The sequence below is a fragment of the Pseudoxanthomonas suwonensis J47 genome, from assembly GCF_000513955.1.
GTDB classification, from domain to species: Bacteria; Pseudomonadota; Gammaproteobacteria; order Xanthomonadales; family Xanthomonadaceae; genus Pseudoxanthomonas; species Pseudoxanthomonas suwonensis_C.
In genome coordinates this window covers 73,785-91,040 of sequence record NZ_AZUZ01000006.1, presented here as the reverse complement: position 1 = coordinate 91,040, position 17,256 = coordinate 73,785, and the positions used below count along the sequence as shown (strand labels likewise).

Here is a 17,256-nt window from a genome sequence, read left to right as displayed (position 1 = left end):
TTTAACATGCGCAGCCCGCACCCACTGGTGCGGACGATTCACCCCTCCGGGCGGTTAGCTCAGCGGTAGAGCATTGCCTTCACACGGCAAGGGTCGCAGGTTCGATCCCTGCACCGCCCACCAGATACCAGGAAAGGCCGGCCTTGCAGCCGGCGTTTTCCGTTTCCGGGCTACCGGGTCGACGGCGCCTCCACGCGGCCTCGTCATCCTCCTCTTAACAATCGGTGGCGCCGGCCGCATCATCCGGGGACGGACCGCCCCGGCGGGTCCGTGCGGATGCCGCACGGCAACGATCAAGGGGGAAAGCTTGCTGCAGGACAGCGTCACCAGATCCTACGTCCGCTGGCGGATGCCGCTGCTGGTTTCGGCGGTGGTCCTGATCCTGCTCCTGCCGTTCCTGCTGGTGCGGCAGTGGACCGCCAACAGCGAGGAAGCCAGCCACTGGGTCCGCCACACCCATGAAGTGGAGGCCGCGGCGCACGAGCTGGAAGCGCTGATCCGCGAGGCCGACTCGGTCGCCATCGCGATGGGCGCCGGCTCTGCCAGCCCGACCCTGCGTTCGCGCCTCGACACCACCCTGGCCAAGATCGACGGCAGCCTGGATGAACTGGTCCGGCTGAGTCGCGACAACCCGACCCAGCAGGTCCTGGCCGGCAGCCTGCAGACGCTGATCCAGCGCCGCGTGGACATCGCCAACCAGATGGCGGCCGGCGTCACCCGGGAGGAGTACCTGCGGCTGGTCGACGAGCTGTACGGCCGCTACCAGGTGCGCGACCTGTTCGACGACTTCCTGCGCAGGGAGAGCGAACTGCTGGCCGAACGTACCGCCTACGCCGAGAAACGGCGCCGGCAGGCGCGCTGGGCGGTTGTTGCCGGCCTGCTCGCGCAGCTGGCGCTGATGGGCGGGGTGATCTTCCTGCTGTACCGCATGGAACAGCGCCGCGGCGCCTCCGAGCGCGAACTGCGCCGGGCCAGCGAACGCGCCCTGGCGGTGATGCAGACGGTGCGCGAGCCGATCGTGCTGATCGATTCGGAGCTGAAGGTGGTGATGCACAACGCCGCCTTCGCCGAGCTCTATGCGGAAGAGGGCAAGGACACGGTCGAGGGCCGGCTGACGGAGATCGGGCACGGCGCCTGGCAGGACCCGGTGGTCCGGCAGCGCCTGGCCGACGTCATCAACCGCGGCCGCGAGCTGTGGGACTACGAACACGTGCAGCGCACCGCGGACGGGCTGACCCGGACCATGCTGGTCAACGCGCGGCGCATGCAGGTGCCCGACCGCGAGGACGACGTCGCCCTGGTGACGGTCAGCGACATCACCGCGCAGAAGGCCGCGCAGCAGCGCATCGGCGACCTCAACCGGCAGCTGGAAGGCAAGATCGCCCAGGTCACCGAGGTCAACCGCGAACTGGAAGCCTTCAGCTACTCGGTCTCGCACGACCTGCGCGCGCCGCTGCGCCACGTGGCCGGCTTCGCCGACAAGCTGGCCCGCCACCTGGGCGAGGCCCAGGACGAGCGTACCCGGCACTACCTGGACGTGATCTCCAGTTCCGCCCGGCGCATGTCGACCCTGATCGACGACCTGCTGGTGTACTCGCGCCTGGGCCGCAACGCGATGAAGCTGCAGGCGGTGGACATGCAGTCCCTGGTCCAGGACACCCGCGCGGTGCTGGACGCCAACCAGCAGTCGGACATCGAGGAGGGCGCTTCGGCGCACCGGATCGAATGGCGCATCGCACCGCTGCCGGTGGTGGTGGCCGACGAGAACATGATGCGCCAGGTCTGGCTCAACCTGCTCGGCAACGCGGTCAAGTATTCCGTGCGCAGCGAGCCGGCGGTGATCGAGGTGGGCTGCCGGACCACCGACCAGGGCGAGCACCACTTCAGCGTGCGCGACAACGGCGTTGGCTTCAGCATGGACTACGCCGGCAAGCTGTTCGGGGTGTTCCAGCGCCTGCACAAGGCCAGCGACTACCCCGGCACCGGCATCGGCCTGGCCAGCGTGCGCCGGGTGGTCGAGCGCCACGGCGGCCGCGTCTGGGCAGAGTCGGCCCCGGGCGAGGGCGCCACCTTCCATTTCGTCCTCCCCGCCGCCGACACTACCTTCAACACGTCCTTCCACGGAACCTGACATGAGCGCGATCCGCACCATCCTGCTGGCAGAAGACAGCGCAGCCGACGCCGAGATGGCGATCGACGCCCTGCGCGACGCCAACCTCGCCAATCCCATCGTGCACGTCGAGGACGGCGTGGAGGTGATGGAGTACCTGCAGCGCACCGGCCGCTTCGCCGATCGCAGCGACGAACTGCCGGCGGTGCTGCTGCTGGACATCAACATGCCGCGCATGGACGGGCTGGAGGTCCTGCAGAAGATCCGCGCCGACGGCAGGTTCAAGCGCATGCCGGTGGTGATCCTGTCGTCCTCGCGCGAGGAGAGCGACCTGGTGCGCAGCTGGGACCTGGGGGTGAACGCCTACGTGGTCAAGCCGGTGGACGTGGACCAGTTCTTCGGCGCGGTCAAGACCCTCGGCCAGTTCTGGGCCGTGATCAACGAAGCCCCCGGCGAAGGCTGAGCCATGCCGCTGCGCGCCATCAGCCGTGACCAGCGCTTCCGGGTCCTGTTCGTCGAGGACTCGCCGGAGGACGCGGAGCTGCTGCAGATGCAGCTGGAGGACGCCGGCCTGCGCGCGGACTTCCTGCGCGTGGACGACGAGGCATCCCTGCGCGACGCGCTGGACTCGTTCCACCCCGACATCGTGCTGTCGGACCTGGCCATGCCCGGTTTCAGCGGGCACGAGGCCCTGCGCATCGTCCGCGAGCATTCGCCGCGGCTGCCCTTCATCTTCGTCTCCGGGACCATGGGCGAGGACGTGGCAGTGCAGGCGCTGCACGAGGGCGCCAACGACTACATCCTCAAGCACAGCAACGCGCGCCTGCCGGCGGCGGTGGACCGCGCCCTGCGCGAGGCGCGCACCGAGGCCGAGCGCGCGCGCGCCGAAGCCGAGCTGATGCGCAGCCAGCGCCTGGAGAGCCTGTCGCTGCTGGCCGCCGGCCTCAGCCACGACCTGCGCAACATCCTGCAGCCGCTGCTGATCGTGCCGGACCTGATCGCCCAGCGCAGCGACGACCCGCGCCTGCACCAGCTGGCCTCGGTGGTCGCCGAATGCGGGCGGCGCGGGCACGAGATGGCCGAGTCGATGCTGGCGTTCGTGCGCGGCTCGCGCCGGGCCAGCGAGCGCTTCGAACTGGCCCAGCTGCTGCACGCGGTGCAGCTGCTGCTCAAGGGCAGCCTGCCGCGCAAGGTGGTCCTGGAAGTGCGCCAGCCCAATCCCGGCCTGGTGCTGGACGCCAACTTCACCGAGCTGCAGCAGTGCCTGCTCAACCTCTGCCTCAACGCCATCCAGGCCATGCCCGACGGCGGCCGCCTGGAACTGGCCGCCGAGGAAGCCGACGGCGGCGTGCTGCTGGTGGTGGCCGATAGCGGCACGGGCATGGACGAGGCGACGCTGGCGCAGCTGTTCACCCCGTTCTTCACCACCAAGAGCAGCGGCACCGGCCTGGGCCTGGTCTCGTGCAAGCGCATCGTCGACGGCCTGGGCGGGCACATCGAGTGCCACAGTGCGCCGGGGCAGGGGACGCGCTTCCACCTGTGGCTGCCGGCGCCGGTGGAGACCGAGGAAGTCGCGCCGGAGGCGCAGCCGGTGCCGGTGTCCGGCAAGGGCGAGCACATCCTGCTGGTGTTCCGCGAAAGCTCGCGCCTGTCGCTGGTCGGCAACGCCCTGGCCAGCCAGGGCTACGTTCCGGACCTGGCGGTCGACGGCGCCGCGGCGCTGCGGCGCTGGGCCGAGACCGGCACCCCGGCGGTGGTGGTGGTCGACAGCGGCATCACCCTGTTCCCCGCCGAGGACCTGCTGGCGACGATGCACGGCTCCGGCTACACCGGTCCGGCGATCGTGATCGACGACGAGAACGCCCCGTTCGACGCGTCGCTGGTGCCGGCATCCATGCCGCTGCAGCGCCTGCGCCGGCCGCTGGACATGGGCCGGCTGTTCGAGGCCGTCGCCAACGCCCTCGCCGGGCGCAGCTGAAGCGATCCTGTCGCGGGCGGTCGCGGTGGCGGCCGCCCGGCCTGTGGCCGCCGCCAGGCCGTGCCTATACTCGCCGGCAACGCGACGGGGAGTGTGGGGCATGGCGGCGAAGCAGCGGTCGATGGCAGGGCATGGACGCGGACTGGCCTGGTTGCTGCTGGCGCTGCTGGCCTTGCCCCTGGTGGGTTGCCGGCCGGATCCGGGCGGGCAGCTGCCCGAGGCCGGTGGCGAGAAGCTGCAGGCCACCCGCGCCACGATCGAAGGCTTCGGCCTGGTCCGCGCCTGGCCCGACCAGGAAGGCGGGCGCCTGGCTTTGGCGCTGGAGTTCTCGCGGCCGCTGGTCGGCACCCAGGATTTCGATGCGCTGCTGAAGGTCGAGCCCGCCGGTGAAGCGGACAGCGGCTGGTCGCTGTCCGACGACGGCACCACGCTGCGCTATCCCTTCGTCGAGCCCGCCCGCGACTACACCGTGACCGTGCCGGCCGGGCTGCTGGCCGCCGACGGTTCCACCCTCGGCCAGCCGCTGGTCCGGACCATCCACACCGGCGAACTGGAGCCAGTGGCCGGCTTCGCCTCGCAGGGCAGCGTGCTGCCGGCGCGCGAGAGCCGCGGCCTGCCGGTGGTGTCGGTGAACGTGGATGAAGTGGACGTGGAGTTCCTGCGCGTGCGCGAGGCGCAGCTGCCGCGCTTCTTCACCCAGTTCCAGCGCGGCGGGCGCCGCGGCGGCTGGGAACTGGACCAGGACTACGGCGAAGGCGTGCCGCTGCGCGAGCTGGCCGAGCCGGTCTACCTCAACCGCTTCGTGCTCGGCGGCGAGCGCAACGAGCGCGTGCTCAACTACCTGCCGGTGCAGGACATCGCCGAGCTGCAGCAGCCGGGCCTGTACTTCGCCATCCTGCGCCGGGTCGGCCGCTACTCCGACCAGCACGACACCGCCTTCTTCACCGTCAGCGACATCGGCCTGCACGCGCGCGCCTACCGCGACACCCTGTACGTGCACGCGGCCTCGCTGCGCGACGGCGAGCCGCTGAAAGGCGTCGAACTGCGGGTGCTCGATGCGAAGGGCGAGGCGCTGCTGAAGTCGGCCACCGACGGCAATGGCAATGCCTTGCTCGACTACAGACTGGACGCCGGCCAGGTGCTGGTGGCACGGCGCGGGCGCGACCTCTCGCTGCTGCCGTTCAACCAGCCGGCGCTGGACCTGTCCGAGTTCGCCGTCGGCGGCCGGCCGCAGGCCGCGTTCGACGTGTTCGCCTGGTCCGGCCGCGACCTGTACCGGCCCGGAGAAACCGTGCGCGTCTCGGCGCTGCTGCGCGACGCCGACGGCAAGCCGCTGGCCGCGTCCGGCGAGGCCGCGCAGCCGCTGTTCCTGCGCCTGAAGCAGCCGGACGGCCGCACCTTCCGCGAGACCCGGCTGGAACCGGGTCCGCAGGGCTACTACGCCTTCGAGCAGGAAATCCCCGCCGACGCGCCCACCGGGCGCTGGCAGGTCGAGTTCCGCGCCGATCCGGCGGCGAAGCAGGCGGTCGAGGGCATGGCCCTGCGCATCGAGGAGTTCCTGCCGGAGCGGATGAAGCTGGAGCTCGCGGCGCAGGAAACGCTGGCCCCGGGGCAGGCGCTGGAACTGCAGGCCGAGGCCGCCTACCTGTACGGCGCGCCCGCCGCCGGCAACCGCTTCACCGCCAAGCTCGCACTGGCGGTAGCGCGCGAGCCGCTGGACGGCCTGCCGGGCTATGCCTTCGGCGATCCCACCGTGGACCTGCCGCGCGAACCGCGCGAGGTGCTCGACACCAGTTTCGACGCGCAGGGCCGGCTCAAGGCCAGCCTGGCGCTGCCGGAAGAGGCGGCGAAGGCGAAGACGCCGGTGCGGGTGACCGTCGCCGGCAGCGTGCACGAGAGCGGCGGCCGTCCGGTGAACCGCAGCCTGCAGCGCGTGCTGTGGCCGGCGCCGGTGCTGGTCGGCCTGCGCCCGCTGTTCGATCCGGAGGACGGCGCCGGCGCCAACGCCGACGCGCGCTTCGAACTGGTGCGCGTGGACGCGTCCGGGAAGGCGCAGCCGGCAAAGGGGTTGAAGGTCAGCCTGGTCCGCGAGCTGCGCGATTACCACTGGCGCTTCGACGACGCCCGCGGCTGGGACTACGACTTCACCCGCCGCTTCCAGACGGTGGAAACCCGCACCCTCGATGCGGGCAGCGGTGCGGTCTCCTTCGCCTTCCCGGTGGAGTGGGGCGAGTACCGCATCGACGTGGTCGACCCGGCGACCGGCCTGACCATGCGCTATCCCTTCCACGCCGGCTGGAGCTGGAACGACGACAACCGCGGTCCGGACGCGCGCCCGGACAAGGTCAAGCTGGCCCTGGACCGCACCGGCTACCGTGCCGGCGACACCCTGGAAGTGACGGTCACCCCGCCGCACGCCGGCCGTGGCGTCCTGCTGGTCGAGAGCGACCGCCTGCTCTACGTGCACGACATCGAGCTGAAGGGCAGCGAGGGCAAGGCCAGCGGCACCTTCCGCATCCCGGTCACCGCCGACTGGGAGCGCCACGACGTCTACGTGACCGCGCTGGTGTTCCGCGGCGGCTCGGCGACGCGCCAGGTGACGCCGGCGCGCGCCGTGGGCGTGGTCCACGTGCCGATGCGCCGCGACGAGCGCCGTGTCGCCGTTGGCATGAAGGCGCCGGCGCAGGCGCGTCCGCAGACCGAACTGCCGGTCACGGTGAGCGTGCCGCAGCTGGCCGGCCAGAGTGCGCACCTGGCGGTCTCGGCGGTGGACGTGGGCATCCTCAACATCACCCGCTTCCCGGTGCCGGACGCGGCCTCGCACTTCTTCGCGCAGCGCCGCTTGGCCACCGATGCCTACGACGTCTACGGGCGGGTGATCGAAGCCTTCGCCGGCGGCACCGCACGCCTGCGCTTCGGCGGCGACATCGCCCTGGAGGCGCTGCCGCAGGCGCGGCGCCCGACCGCACGCGTGCAGACCGTGGACCTGTTCTCCGGCCCGGTGCAGCTGGACGCGCAGGGCAATGCCCGCGTCCGCCTGCCGCTGCCGGACTTCAACGGCACGTTGCGGCTGTCGGCGCTGGTCTGGTCGGACGACCGCTACGGCAAGCGCGACACCGAGGTGCTGGTGCGCGCGCCGGTGGTGGCCGAGGCGGCGATGCCGCGCGTGCTGGCGCCCGGCGATCGCGGCGCGGTGAGCCTGGACGTGCAGAACTTCAGCGGCGCCGCCGGCGGGTTCCGGGTGCGCGTGGAAGGCGAGGGCCCGCTCGCGGTCAGCGAAGGCCAGCGCACGCTGCGCCTGGGCGAAGGCGAAAAGGCCACGCTGGAGTTCCCGCTGCAGGCCCTGCCGGGCAATACCGTGGCCAGGGTGCGGGTGCGCGTGGATGGCGGCGGCTACTCGGTGGACCGCCACTACGAGCTGCCGGTGCGCGCGGCCTGGCCGGGCGTGCTGCGCGTGCAGACCCGCGTGCTGGAAGCCGGCACGCCGCTGGCGCTGGATCCGGCGCTGGCCGAAGGCCTGATCCCGGAGACCGTGGACGTGCGCCTGCGCATCACCGCGACGCCGCCGCTGCCGTTCGCCAGCGCGCTGCAAGGCCTGCTCGACTATCCCTATGGCTGCGCCGAGCAGACCACCAGCAAGGGCTATGCGGCACTGCTGATGGATGGGGTCACGGCCGCGCGGCTGGGCGTGCCGGGACTGGAGGCGAAGACGCGGCGCGCGCGCCTGGAAGGCGCGTTCGGGCGACTGGCGGCGATGCAGACCGGCAGCGGCCACTTCTCGTTGTGGGGCGGCGATGGCGGCGGCGAACCGGCGCTGACGCCGTACATCGCCGACTTCCTGCTGGACGCGCGCGAGGCCGGCTTCGCCGTGCCCGAGGCGGTGCTGCAGAAGGCGCTGGACCGCCTCGCCGAGGACCTGCTGTCCGGCGGGCCGCAGTTCTACGGGCGCGAACACCGCGAGCACCTGCGCTTCGCCAACCGCGCCTACGCCGGCTACGTGCTGGCGCGGGTCAACCGCGCGCCGCTGGGCACGCTGCGGGCGATGCACGACCAGGAGCGCACGCGCAGCCTCACCGGCCTGCCGCTGGTGCACCTGGGCCTGGCGCTGGCCCTGCAGGGCGATACGCGCCGCGGCGAGGCGGCGATCGCCGAAGGCTTCGCCCGCGATCCGGAACAGCGTCCGCTGTGGCTGGGCGACTACGGCAGCCGTATCCGCGACGATGCGCTGATGGTCGCCCTGCTGCACGAGCGCGGCCGCGCCGAGGCCCGCTACGACGCACGCGCCGTGGAGCTGGCGCGGGCGCTGCAGGCACGGCGCGACCGCGAAGGCCGGCTGTGGCTGAGCACGCAGGAGCAGATGGCGCTGGCGCGTATGGGCAAGGCGCTGGAAGCGGGTGACGGGCGCAAGGTCGCCGGCCGCTACCACGCCGGTGGCAGCACCACGGAGGTGGAACCGGCGGTGGCGTTCGCGCGCAGCCTCGACCAGGCGACGCTGGCGCGCGGCGTGCGCTTCGAGCCGGAAGGCGGCCCGTTCTACGCCAGCATCGAGGTGGCCGGCATCCCGCGCAGCGCGCCGGCGGAGGACACCCGCCACGCCTCCATCGTCCGCGAGTGGTTCCTCCCCGACGGCACGCCGTGGAAGGGTGGTGCGCTGCGCGAAGGCCAGGCGCTGGTGGCGCGGCTGACCGTGGAAGCCGACCGGCCGATGCCCGACGCGCTGGTGACCGACCTGCTGCCGGCGGGCCTGGAGGCGGAGAACCTCAACCTCGGCGACGCCAGCCAGTGGGACGGCGTGCAGATCGAGGGCGTAGCCCTGTCCGACCGCGCCGGCCAGGCCGAACTGCGCCACGAGGAATACCGCGACGACCGCTACGTGGCGGCGCTGTCGCTGGGGCAGGGCGGCAAGGCGCGGCTGTACTACCTGGTCCGCGCGGTCACGCCGGGCACCTACGCGGTGCCGCCGCCGCAGGTCGAGGACATGTACCAGCCGACCCTGCGCGGCACCGGCAAGGCGACCCCGGCTTCGATCACGGTGACGCCGCCGTAGTCCGGATGCGCGCTACGGCATGGCTGCCGTGGCGCGCAAAAAAAGCCCCGCCATGTGGCGGGGCCCATACGCCGCGACCGTCCGAAGGATCAGTCGAGCGGGGTAATGTTCGATGCCTGCGCGCCCTTCGGGCCCTGGGTGACCTCGTAGCTCACCCGCTGTCCTTCCCGGAGGGAACGGAAGCCCTTGGCATTGATCGCGGAAAAATGGGCGAAAACATCAGCGCTGCCATCTTCCGGCGAAATGAAGCCGAATCCCTTGGCGTCGTTGAACCACTTGACGGTACCGTTGGCCATGATGCTGCGTAGTCCTTGCGATTGACGGATTGCGCGGCGGCTGCCGCGCCGCGGAGTATGCGGAGCCTTGGCGCGGCTGACAATCGCTTGCGGTGGTATCGGCTGCAAAGGTTGACGGAGCCAACGGATGACACCGCGGGTCAACCGCGCGCCAGCTCCGCGACCAGTTCCGGCAGGCCGGCCGAGGCGGCGGCCACGTTGTCGAGCACTTCGGCCAGGGTGATTTCCTGCGCGTCGCCGCAGCCGGCGGCCCAGTTGGCGACGATCGCCAGGCAGGCGTATTCCAGTCCCAGCTCGCGCGCCAGGCCGGCTTCGGGCATGCCGGTCATGCCGACCAGGTCGCAGCCGTCGCGGCGCATCCGCGCGATCTCGGCGTTCGTCTCCAGGCGCGGACCCTGGGTGGCGCCGTAGCAGCCGCCGTCGACCACGCGCACGCCGGTGACCTTCGCCGCGGCCAGCACCTTGTGCCGGAACATCGTGCTGTAGGGATGGCCGAAGTCCACGTGCAGGGCTTCGCCTTCGCCGTCCCAGAAGGTGGACTCGCGGCCCCAGGTGTAGTCGATCAGCTGGTCCGGGCAGGCCAGCACGCGCGGGCCGAAGCGTTCGGTGATGCCGCCGACGGTATTCAGCGCGAGCACGCGGCGTACGCCGGCCTGCCTGAGCGCGTGCAGGTTGGCGCGGTAGTTCACCCGGTGCGGCGGCAGTGCGTGGCCTTCGCCGTGGCGGGCGAGGAAGGCGACGCGGGCCTCGCCGAGGCGGCCGATGCGCAGCGGGCCGGAGGGCGCGCCGTAGGGCGTGTCGAAATGGCGCGCCTCCACGTCTTCCAGCGCGGCCAGGCGATATACGCCGGTGCCGCCGATCACCGCCAGGGCGATGTCCATCGCGCTCACTCCTTCAGCGCGTAGATGCCCGGCAGGTTGCGGCCCTGCTCGTAGTAGTCCATGCCGAAGCCGAACACGTAGCGGTCGGGCAGGTGCAGGCCGACGTAGTTGGCGCACAGGCCCTCGACGCAGCGGTCGTGGTCCTTGACCGTCAGCGCGGCGATGCGCACGTCGGTGGCGCCCTGCTCGATGCACCAGCGGCGCACCTCGGCCAGGGTGTAGCCCTCGTCGAGGATGTCGTCGGCGATCAGCACGCGGCGGCCGAACAGCGCGGTGGCGGGGCGGTGCTTCCACACCAGCTCGCCGCCCTGGTTCTGGCCGCGGTAGCGGGTGGCATGCAGGTAATCGAACTGCAGGTCGAGGCCGCGCGCGCCCAGTTCCAGGGCCAGCTGCCCGGCGAAGGGCAGGGCGCCGTGCATCACGGTGAGGAACACCGGGATGAAGCTGTCGCCCAGGCGATGCGGCGGTACTTCGCCGATGTAGTCGCGGGCGATCTCGTCGGCCATGCGCGCGATGGCGGCGTCGATCGTGGGACGGTCGACCAGCAGGTCGGATTTCTCTAGGACTTCGGCGATCAGGAGCTCGGACATCAGGGGAGACTACCGGAAAACAGGGGAAAAAGGCAGCAAAAACGTGGCTCAGGCGAGCATGGAGCGGGGCAGGCGCGACTGCGCCTGGCCGTAGCGCGCGTCGGCCAGCAGGCCGTCCCAGCCCAGCGCGCCGCGGCCGATCAGGCCGGTCAGCGCGGCGGTGTTGAGGCGGCGCCCTTCGACCGCGCGCAGCGATTCCTCGACCAGCTCGGGATGGCAGACCAGGACCACGTCGCAGCCGGCGCCCAGGTGCGCGTCGATGCGCGACTTCACCCCGCCGGCGGAGAACGCCGCGGCCATGCCGATGTCGTCGGAGAAGACCACGCCGCGGAATCCCATCTCGCCGCGCAGCACCTCTTCGATCCAGAAGCGCGAGTAGCCGGCCGGTTCCGGGGCGATGGCCGGGTAGGCGACGTGCGCCATCATCACCGCATCGGCGCCGGCCTCGATGCCGGCGGCGAACGGGACCAGGTCCTCGGCGCGCAGCACCTCCAGCGGGCGCGGGTCGACCGCGTCGTCGAAGTGGGTGTCCTCGAGCACGGTGCCGTGGCCGGGGAAATGCTTGAGCGTGGCGGCCATGCCGACGCTGTGCATGCCGCGCACGTAGGCGCGGGTGAATGCGGCGACCACCTGCGGGTCGTCGCTGAAGGCGCGGTCGGCGATCGCGCGGTTGCCGCGGGCCAGGTCGACCACCGGGGCGAAGCTCAGGTCCACGCCGCTGGCGCGGATCTCGCTGGCCATCAGCCAGGCGTGTTCCTCGGCCAGTTTCAGCGCCGCATCGGGGTCCTGGCGGTACAGCGCGTCGAAGCTCTGCAGCGGCGGCAGTGCGGTGTAGCCGTCGCGGAAGCGCTGCACGCGGCCGCCTTCCTGGTCCACGCAGACCAGCTGCGGGCGCGGCGCGGCGGCGCGGATCGCGGCCGACAGTTCGGCCACCTGGTCGCGCGAGGCGAAGTTGCGCTTGAACAGGATCACGCCGGCCACGGCATCGTGCTGCAGCCAGTCGCGCTCCTGCGCGGTCAGTTCGGTGCCGGCGACGCCGATCACGAGCATGCGGGGGAACTCCGTTCGCGCGCGGTCCGCGCGCCGGGGCATTGTCGCAGATGCGCCCGACGGCTGTGGACGCCCGGTTGACGCCGCAAGCGGGCGGGGTGGGCGTTGCCGCGGGAGGTGCGGCGGCTAGACCTCGCAGCCGTCCGGGCCGCAGGCCGCGCCGCCGCTGCCGGCGGCACCGCCGCGGTCGCCCAGCGCCTGGCGCAGGGCGCCGGCGAACACTTCCGGCGGCTGCCCGCCCTGGACGGCGAGGCGGCCGTCGATCACGAAGGTCGGCACGGCGCGGATGCCCATGGCATGGGCCTGGGCGACCTGGGCGCGGACCTCGGCCAGGCCCTCGTCGCCGGCCAGGAACTCCTCGACCCGCGCGGCCGGCAGCCCGCCGGCGGCACCGGCGGCGACCAGGGTGGCGGTGGCGGCGAGGTTGCGGCCTTCGGCGAAGTGGGCGCGGAACAGCGCCTCGGCCACCGCCTGCGCATCGCCTTCGCGCGCGGCCAGCCACATCAGCCGGTGCGCGGGCAGGGTGCTGACCCGCACCTGGCCGCGGCCGAAGTCCATCGGCAGGCCCTCGCCCTGTGCGGTGGCCTGGGTGTGCGACAGCAGCTCCTGCGCGCGCTCGCGGCCGCCGAACTTCACCGTGTACGCCTCCAGCAGCGGTACCGGCTCGGTGCCGGCGTCCGGGTCGAGCTGGAACGGATGCCAGTGGATCTCGAGGGGCGGGGCGGCGTCGCCCAGCAGCTCCACGCCACGCTGGAAGCGGTGCTTGCCGATCCAGCACCAGGGGCAGACCACGTCGGACCAGATATCGATGCGCATCGCCGGAAGATGGGGCGTGCGCAGGCCCGGCGCAAGGCCGGGCGCCGCTCAGGCTTCGCCGCGTTCGGCCGGCGTCCAGCGCGAATACGGATGCGCGGCCAGCGCCAGGTTGTAGTAGCGCGGTTCGTCGGTGACCTCGGCGCCCAGCCAGTCCGGGCGGACGTAGGCCTCGTCGGCCGACCCGAGTTCCAGTTCGGCGACCACCAGCCCGGCGTTGTCGCCGAGGAACTCGTCCACCTCCCACAGATGCCCCTCGTGGCGCACGTAGTGGCGGTTCTTCTCGATGAGCCCGCCTACGCACAGGCCGAGCAGCTGGCGGGCGTCCTCGACCGGGATCGGGTAGTCGAACTCCTGCCGGGTATGCCCCAGCTGGCGCGACTTGAGGTTGAGGAAGGCCTGTTCGCCCTCGATCCGGACCCGCACCGAGGCCTTCTGCGCGCCGCCGGCGACGACCGCCAGGTCGTTGAGGTAGCCCTGGGCCATCGGCTGGACCCGTTCGGCCGCGCTGCGCCAGCCGTCGCCGGCGACCAGGAACTTGCGCTCGATCTCGATGCCCACTGCCGCCTCCGGCCTCGCACCCCGGAAGCGGGGCGGGCACATGCTACGCGGCCGGCGCCCGGTTGCCACGCGCCGGGCTGTCATTGCGCCCGGTCATGGACGCTGTTCCGGGCATCGTGTATTAAACCCGGCATCCCCCGACTTCCACACATCCCCGGTTCCCCGAATGCAGAAAGACAGCGCGATGCGCCTGCTCATCGTCGACGACCGCGTGGAGGATGCCGAAGCGATCGTCAGTACCCTGCGCAACGGCGGCATCGCGGTGCGCCCCCTGCGGCCGGCCACTGCCGCCGAACTCGAACACATGGTCGCCAGCCAGCCGATCGACCTGGTGCTGGCCGCCGAGTCCCGCTCGATGCCGCTGGACCATGTCCGCGCCCAGGTCGCCGCCAGCGGCAAGGACCTGCCGCTGCTGCTGCTGGTCGACCGGATCGACGACGCCGCGGTGCTGGGCACGCTCGGCGGCGGCGCCCGCGCGCTGGTGCTCAAGCACCGCCCGGAACACCTGCTGGAGACGGTCCGGCGCGAGTGGGCCGACCTGGAGGCCCGCCGCAGCCTGCGCCGGCTCGAGGCCCAGCTGCGCGAGACCGAGCGCCGCTGCGACTCGTTGATCGCCTCCTCGCGCGATCCGATCGCCTACATCCACGAAGGCATGCACATCCGCGCCAACGACGCCTACCTGGAGATGTTCGGGTTCGAGTCGTTCGACGAGGTGGAAGGCATGTCGCTGCTGGACCTGGTCGGCCCGCAGCACATCGAGGGCTTCAAGCAGCTGCTCAAGTCCCTGTCCAAGGGCGAGCCGCCGCCGGCCGAATACCTGATGGAGGCGCGCCACGTCGACGGCAGCACCTTCCCGGCGAAGATGGAGTTCGCTACCGCCACCTACGAGGGCGAGTCCTGCGTGCAGGTGGTGTTCCGCCGCCGCGAGGAAGTGGACCCGGAGCTGGCGCGCGAGGTCGAGGAGCTGCGCCAGCGCGACCAGGTCACCGGCCTGCTCAACCGCCCGACCTTCCTGCGCATGCTCGAGGACGCGGTGGCGGTGGTCGGCCGCGACGGCGGCCAGTACGGCTTCCTGCTGCTGGAGCCGGACCATTACGCGCGCCTGCTGCCGGACATCGGCCTGGACTCGGCCGACGCGCTGATCGCGGCACTGGCCGCGCGGGTGCGCGATTCGGTCGGCGGCGACGTCAAGGCCGCGCGCTTCGGCGAGCACAGCTTCGCCCTGCTGCTGGAAGGCAACCACGCCCGCACCAGGGCGGTGGCCGACGCGCTGCGCGAGGCGATCGCCACCCACGTGGTCAGCGTCGGCGACCGTTCGGTGGCGGTGACCGCCAGCATCGGCGGCGTGCAGGTCGGCGAGAAGATCGCCAGCGTGCCGCAGATCCTGGCCAGAGCGAACCAGTGCCTGGGCGCCGCCGCGGAACTGGGCGGCAACAGCGTGCAGGTGTTCGACCCGGGCGCGGCCGACCGCGCCGAGGAGGAGCGCATCGCCCGCTGGGTGGCGCGGATCCGCGAGGCGCTGTCCGGCGAGGGCTTCGTCCTGCACTGGCAGCCGGTGATGAACCTGCAGGGCGAGCCGGGCGAGTTGTACGAGGCGCACCTGCGGGTGGACGCCAACGGCGAGCTGGTCAGCCCGGCCGACTTCCTCGGCATCGCCGAGGAGCATGGCCTGCTCGGCGAGATCGACCAGTGGGTGGTGCGCCGCGCGATCGCGGTGCTGGCCGAGCGCGAGCGCACCGGCCGCCAGACCCGGTTGCTGGTGCGGGTCAGCGCGCCATCGTTCGGCACCCCGGGCCTGGCCGCGCTGGTCAAGCGCGAGCTGGCGGCCCATGGCGTCCCCGGCGAGCGGCTGTGGATGGAGGCGCCGGAGGCGAAGGTGTTCACCCACCTGCGCAACGCCCAGCAGTTCCTCCAGGCGGTGGCGCCGCTGGGCTGCCGCGTAGGCCTGGAGCAGTTCGGTTCGGGGCTGGATTCGTTCCAGCTGCTGACCCACTTCAAGCCGGCCTTCGTCAAGATCGACCCCGGCCTGACCGACGAGATCGGCAAGCCGGGCGAGGCCCAGGACAAGGTCCGCGAGATCACCGCGCGCGCCCGCGAGGAGGGCATCACCACGCTCGCCGCGCAGGTCGACGACGCGCAGGCGATGAGCCAGCTGTTCAGCGCCGGCGTGGACTTCGTCTCGGGCGACTTCGTCGCGCCGGTCGGCGCGCAGATGAATTTCGAGTTCGGCTGAGCGCGGGGGCGGCCGCACGCCGCCCCGCCACCACGCGCCAGCCCTCCAGCCGGAGCCGGCCATGCACGCGTTGCCGCCATTCGAAACCCATGTCGTCGACAACGTCCCGCCGCCGTTCGAGCCGCGGGACCTGTGGGCGGACGATGTCGCGCTGCGCGAGGCGGTCGCCGCCGCGGGCGCTGAGGGATACGCCGGCCGCCTGCAGGCCTACGGCCGCCTGGCCGGCGACGAGCTGTACCGGCTCGGCTTCGACGCCAACCGCGACCGCCCGCGGCTGCGCACGCACGACCGCAACGGCCGCCGCATCGACACGGTCGAGTTCCATCCGGCCTACCACCGGCTGATGGAGCTGGCCAAGGCGCACGGCGTGGCCGGCCTGTCCTGGCATGAACCGGGACCGGGCGCGCACGTGGCCCGCGCCGCGCTCAGCTACCTGCACCACCAGGCCGAGGCCGGCACCAGCTGCCCGCTGACCATGACCCACGCCGCGGTGCCCGTGCTGGCGCGCGAACCGGCGCTGCGTGCGTGGGCGGAAAAGGCGTCCGCGCCTGTCTATGACCCGCGCGACATCCCGGCGCTGGCCAAGGACGGCCTGACCCTCGGCATGGGCATGACCGAGAAGCAGGGCGGCTCGGACGTGCGCAGCAACGCCACCACCGCCACGCCGGACGGCGAGGCCTGGCGGCTGGTCGGGCACAAGTGGTTTTTCTCCGCGCCGATGAGCGACGGCTTCCTGGTGCTGGCGCAGGCGCCGGGCGGGCTGACCTGCTTCCTGCTGCCGCGGCGGCTGGAGGACGGGACGAAGAATGCGTTCCGGCTGATGCGGCTGAAGGACAAGCTCGGCGACTGGGCCAATGCCTCCAGCGAGGTCGAGTTCTGCGGCGCGCGGGCCTGGCGCGTCGGCGCGGAAGGCCGCGGCGTGGCCACCATCATCGAGATGGTGATGCTGACCCGGCTGGACTGCATGCTCGGCGCCGCCGCCGAGGTGCGCATGGCCCTGGCCCAGGCGCTGCACCACGCCCGGCACCGCGTCGCCTTCGGAAGCCGGCTGGTCGAGCACCCGCTGATGGCCAACGTGCTGGCCGACCTGGCGCTGGAATCGGAGGCGGCCACTGCCTTCGCCCTGCGCGTGGCCGCGGCGGTCGATGCCGCGCCGGCCGATCCGCAGGCCGCGGCCTTCGCCCGCGTCGCCACCGCGGTCGGCAAGTACTGGCTGTGCCGCCGCGCGCCGTCGCTGGTCAACGAGGCCCAGGAATGCCTGGGCGGCGCGGGCTATGTCGAGGAGTCGATCCTGCCGCGGCTGTACCGGCAGGCGCCGCTCAACTCGATCTGGGAAGGCAGCGGCAATATCCAGTGCCTGGACGTGCTGCGCGCGCTGGCCCGCGAGCCGGCCGCGGCGCAGGCGCTGCAGGCCGAGCTCGAACAGACTGCCCGGCGCCATCCGTTGCTGGAGCAGGCCGCCACGCACCTGCGGGGCCAGCTGGCCGCGCGCGATACGCTCGAACCGCAGGCGCGCCTGCTGGTGGAACGGCTGGCCCTGCTGCTGCAGGGCAGCGTGCTGGTGGCCAACGGCAGTCCGCTGGCCGAAGCCTTCCTGCGCAGCCGCCTCGGCGGCGGGCACGGCCTGGCGATGGGCACGCTGCCGCCGGACCTGGACTTCGCGGCGATCCTGGCGCGCGCGCTGCCGGCCTGAGCCG

Annotated in this window: 12 protein-coding genes and 1 tRNA gene; 7 read left to right on the top strand and 6 right to left on the bottom strand. The window is 72.2% G+C overall.

Going from position 1 to position 17,256, the window contains the following annotated elements:
- The first annotated feature begins 48 nt into the window (after nucleotides 1–48).
- The 5 genes from M503_RS0101750 to M503_RS0101730 all read left to right on the top strand — a co-directional run bounded on the left by M503_RS0101750 (nucleotide 49) and on the right by M503_RS0101730 (nucleotide 9,135).
- Nucleotides 49–123 (top strand) — tRNA-Val (locus M503_RS0101750).
- A 226-nt stretch (nucleotides 124–349) separates the two neighbouring features.
- Complete coding sequence (locus tag M503_RS15435; protein ID WP_051414111.1) at nucleotides 350–2,131, top strand: ATP-binding protein; 1,782 nt, start codon at nucleotides 350–352, stop codon at nucleotides 2,129–2,131.
- 1 nt (nucleotide 2,132) lies between these two features.
- The gene (locus tag M503_RS0101740; RefSeq protein WP_024868024.1) at nucleotides 2,133–2,573 is read left to right on the top strand and encodes a response regulator; all 441 of its coding nucleotides are present in this window, start codon (nucleotides 2,133–2,135) and stop codon (nucleotides 2,571–2,573) included.
- A gap of 3 nt (nucleotides 2,574–2,576) precedes the next feature.
- The gene (locus M503_RS0101735) at nucleotides 2,577–4,088 is read left to right on the top strand and encodes an ATP-binding protein (protein ID WP_028919519.1); all 1,512 of its coding nucleotides are present in this window, start codon (nucleotides 2,577–2,579) and stop codon (nucleotides 4,086–4,088) included.
- A 121-nt stretch (nucleotides 4,089–4,209) separates the two neighbouring features.
- Complete coding sequence (locus M503_RS0101730; RefSeq protein WP_028919518.1) at nucleotides 4,210–9,135, top strand: alpha-2-macroglobulin family protein; 4,926 nt, start codon at nucleotides 4,210–4,212, stop codon at nucleotides 9,133–9,135.
- An 89-nt stretch (nucleotides 9,136–9,224) separates the two neighbouring features.
- Here M503_RS0101730 and M503_RS0101725 read toward each other — a convergent pair whose 3' ends face one another.
- The 6 genes from M503_RS0101725 to M503_RS0101700 form a co-directional block, all read right to left on the bottom strand.
- Nucleotides 9,225–9,431 carry a cold-shock protein gene (locus M503_RS0101725; protein WP_013535008.1) on the bottom strand — a complete coding sequence of 69 codons (207 nt, stop codon included), beginning with the start codon at nucleotides 9,429–9,431 and terminating at the stop codon, nucleotides 9,225–9,227.
- 140 nt (nucleotides 9,432–9,571) lie between these two features.
- The gene (locus M503_RS0101720) at nucleotides 9,572–10,321 is read right to left on the bottom strand and encodes an S-methyl-5'-thioinosine phosphorylase (protein WP_028919517.1); all 750 of its coding nucleotides are present in this window, start codon (nucleotides 10,319–10,321) and stop codon (nucleotides 9,572–9,574) included.
- Nucleotides 10,318–10,902: a hypoxanthine-guanine phosphoribosyltransferase gene (locus M503_RS0101715; protein ID WP_024868020.1), complete on the bottom strand. Its 585-nt coding sequence runs from the start codon at nucleotides 10,900–10,902 to the stop codon at nucleotides 10,318–10,320. Before M503_RS0101715 ends, M503_RS0101720 begins: the two co-directional genes overlap by 4 nt.
- A 48-nt stretch (nucleotides 10,903–10,950) precedes the next feature.
- Nucleotides 10,951–11,952, bottom strand: a complete 1,002-nt coding sequence (nagZ, locus tag M503_RS0101710; protein WP_028919516.1) for a beta-N-acetylhexosaminidase — start codon at nucleotides 11,950–11,952, stop codon at nucleotides 10,951–10,953.
- Between the two features lie 126 nt (nucleotides 11,953–12,078).
- Nucleotides 12,079–12,768 (bottom strand): DsbA family oxidoreductase, encoded by a 690-nt coding sequence (locus tag M503_RS0101705; protein WP_028919515.1) that lies wholly within the window; start codon nucleotides 12,766–12,768, stop codon nucleotides 12,079–12,081.
- Nucleotides 12,769–12,816: 48 nt separating this feature from the next.
- The gene (locus M503_RS0101700; RefSeq protein WP_028919514.1) at nucleotides 12,817–13,326 is read right to left on the bottom strand and encodes a CYTH domain-containing protein; all 510 of its coding nucleotides are present in this window, start codon (nucleotides 13,324–13,326) and stop codon (nucleotides 12,817–12,819) included.
- A 166-nt stretch (nucleotides 13,327–13,492) separates the two neighbouring features.
- On the opposite strand from M503_RS0101700, the gene M503_RS0101695 reads away from it, so the two are divergent.
- Both M503_RS0101695 and M503_RS0101690 read left to right on the top strand, forming a co-directional pair.
- The gene (locus M503_RS0101695) at nucleotides 13,493–15,559 is read left to right on the top strand and encodes a GGDEF/EAL domain-containing response regulator (RefSeq protein WP_028919513.1); all 2,067 of its coding nucleotides are present in this window, start codon (nucleotides 13,493–13,495) and stop codon (nucleotides 15,557–15,559) included.
- A gap of 61 nt (nucleotides 15,560–15,620) precedes the next feature.
- A complete protein-coding gene (locus M503_RS0101690; RefSeq protein ID WP_028919512.1) occupies nucleotides 15,621–17,252 on the top strand; it encodes an acyl-CoA dehydrogenase family protein in 1,632 nt (543 codons plus the stop codon).
- Nucleotides 17,253–17,256: the final 4 nt, after the last annotated feature.

Bases quoted from the DNA above. Each gene is read 5' to 3' on its own strand.
- M503_RS0101715 (WP_024868020.1), bottom strand. From the start codon at position 10,902: ATGTCCGAGCTCCTGATCGCCGAAGTCCTAGAGAAATCCGACCTGCTG.
- M503_RS0101740 (WP_024868024.1), top strand. From the start codon at position 2,133: ATGAGCGCGATCCGCACCATCCTGCTGGCAGAAGACAGCGCAGCCGAC.
- M503_RS0101705 (WP_028919515.1), bottom strand. From the start codon at position 12,768: ATGCGCATCGATATCTGGTCCGACGTGGTCTGCCCCTGGTGCTGGATC.
- M503_RS0101730 (WP_028919518.1), top strand. From the start codon at position 4,210: ATGGCAGGGCATGGACGCGGACTGGCCTGGTTGCTGCTGGCGCTGCTG.
- M503_RS15435 (WP_051414111.1), top strand. From the start codon at position 350: ATGCCGCTGCTGGTTTCGGCGGTGGTCCTGATCCTGCTCCTGCCGTTC.
- nagZ (WP_028919516.1), bottom strand. From the start codon at position 11,952: ATGCTCGTGATCGGCGTCGCCGGCACCGAACTGACCGCGCAGGAGCGC.
- M503_RS0101725 (WP_013535008.1), bottom strand. From the start codon at position 9,431: ATGGCCAACGGTACCGTCAAGTGGTTCAACGACGCCAAGGGATTCGGC.
- M503_RS0101690 (WP_028919512.1), top strand. From the start codon at position 15,621: ATGCACGCGTTGCCGCCATTCGAAACCCATGTCGTCGACAACGTCCCG.
- M503_RS0101695 (WP_028919513.1), top strand. From the start codon at position 13,493: ATGCAGAAAGACAGCGCGATGCGCCTGCTCATCGTCGACGACCGCGTG.
- M503_RS0101735 (WP_028919519.1), top strand. From the start codon at position 2,577: ATGCCGCTGCGCGCCATCAGCCGTGACCAGCGCTTCCGGGTCCTGTTC.